The sequence below is a fragment of the Streptomyces murinus genome, assembly GCF_002154555.1.
Lineage (GTDB): Bacteria > Actinomycetota > Actinomycetes > Streptomycetales > Streptomycetaceae > Streptomyces > Streptomyces murinus.
This window is the reverse complement of record NZ_MUNF01000951.1, coordinates 1-1,901: the sequence shown is the minus strand read 5'-3', so window position 1 is coordinate 1,901 and position 1,901 is coordinate 1. Positions and strand designations below refer to the sequence as shown.

Below are 1,901 nucleotides of genomic sequence, written 5' to 3'. Positions count from 1 at the left end.
CCGGACGCACCCCCCGGGCCGACCCCCGCCTCCTCGGGGCACGCCCGCCCCACGCGTTCCGTCCGACGAGTGCCCTGCGCCGAGGGCGGCAGGGTGCCGACCCTCGTCGTATGGGGGCTTCGGAGGGGACTCCGCGTCGGCTCGGCGGCGGGCGATCGCGCTGCCCGCACTGCGGTCTGCCGCGGGACCGGGTGGCGACGCTCGGACATGAGTGGGTCATGCTGGAACCGGACCTGCGGCCACTGGCCCACGAGGTGCCGGCGGGGCACCGGTGGATCGAGCTGTCCGACGGACGGGTGACCGTCTACGGCGTCTGCCCACCGGATCCGTTCCAACGGTGCCGCATCGAACACCGCCTCGCCTGCCCGAACCGCTCCTTGCCGGACCTGTGGCCGTGGCTGACCGACCGGCGGAGCGAGAACGCGCGGCGGGGCGAGAACGCGCGTCTGACGGAACGGCGGCACCCGCCCGAGCCGGAACCGCCGCCCGAGGAGTGGCCGTCCGCCGGTTGACGAACGCGAGAGCCGCCCCCCACGTCTCCCGCCTTCAGCGCCGCCACCACCCCCTCAATCTGCCCCCGCGCGCACGCGCGTCCCCTTGCTCATTGCCCTTTGCATATTGATTGACCTGCGGGCAAGATGAATTGGATTCTCGACCGGCACCCGCCCGCCCACCCGGATCCGGCAGGCGGCGGATGCCGGCGGGATGCGCAGGTGCACGGCGTCGGCCGTGCGGGCTGAGCGGGGGCAGACATGGAACGTAGCAGCGCGGGAGACGACCGGGCCCACTGTCCGGCCGTGACCTCCCCGGATCCGTCGATCCCACCGGGCGCGCCCGCCCGACGCCATCCTGCCTGACACCGGAGACCGGCCCGCGGGAATCGGACCCAGTGATACGCGAGCGGCCAACTGGCCGCCAGGCGAACCGAGTTGGGTCCGCCCAGGTCAACCGTGCCGCCGATCGGCGAGAACTCGGGCGCCCGGCCGTGTCCACGGCCGCCGGGCCACTCCTGTGCCGTACATCAGGAAACTCATGGCAATCACCGGATGACAGCTCCGAACCGGGGTTACGGTGCTGATCGTTGACCGCGATGCTACGTGTGGGGGAAGGCGAGGGTGGACGACATGATCCTTCGGCTGCTGGGGCCGGTCGAGCTGGTTCACAAAGGTCGTTCGCTCGAGGTCGGCGGCCCGCGCCAGCGCGTGGTCCTGGCGATGCTGGGGCTGAACATCAACCGCACGCTGTCCACGGAACAACTCATCGACGCGGTATGGGGCGACGCGCCCCCCGTCACCGCGCGCGGCCAGATCCAGGTCGCGATCTCCACGCTCCGCAAACAGTTCGCCCGCGCCGGCCGGCCCGACGCGATCAGGACCCGGGCGCCCGGCTACGTCCTCGAACTGCCCCCGGAGAGCGTGGACAGCCTGGAGTTCGACCGGCTGGTCACCACCGCCCGCGAGGACTCCCGGGCCGACCGCGTCACGGAGGCGGCGGCAACCCTGCGCAAGGCCCTGGACCTGTGGCGCGGCTCCGCCCTCGACGGCATCCCCAGCGACTCCGTTCGGCCGGTGGCCCGGCATTACGACGACCGGCGCCTGGCCGCGATCGAGGAGTGTCTGCGCCTGGAACTCCTGCTGGCCCGGCATGGTGAGGTCTGTGCCGAACTGACCGTGCTCATCGGCCGGTTCCCGCTGCGCGAACACCTCTACGAGCTTCTCATGCTGGCGCTGTACCGCTCGGGACGGCAGGCGGAGGCGCTGGCGACGTTCCAGCGCGCCCGCAGGGCCCTCGTCGAGGAGATGGGCATCGAGCCGGGGCAGGAGCTGCGCGATCTGGAACAGGCGATCCTGCGGCAGTCCCCGGCCCTCGACCTCCCCGCACCGCCGCCGCACCGGACCGTC

At 72.4% G+C, this 1,901-nt stretch carries 2 protein-coding genes; both read left to right on the top strand.

Annotated features, from left to right (window positions below; all coding sequences use genetic code 11):
- Nucleotides 1–110: 110 nt before the first annotated feature.
- Complete coding sequence (locus CCN72_RS36850; protein ID WP_086812659.1) at nucleotides 111–512, top strand: DUF6083 domain-containing protein; 402 nt, start codon at nucleotides 111–113, stop codon at nucleotides 510–512.
- 612 nt (nucleotides 513–1,124) lie between these two features.
- A partial coding sequence (locus CCN72_RS36845; protein ID WP_244174676.1) for an AfsR/SARP family transcriptional regulator occupies nucleotides 1,125–1,901 on the top strand: 777 nt, incomplete at its 3' end.

Excerpts from the sequence above, each read along its gene's own strand:
- CCN72_RS36850 (WP_086812659.1), top strand. The coding sequence starts at position 111 with ATGGGGGCTTCGGAGGGGACTCCGCGTCGGCTCGGCGGCGGGCGATCG.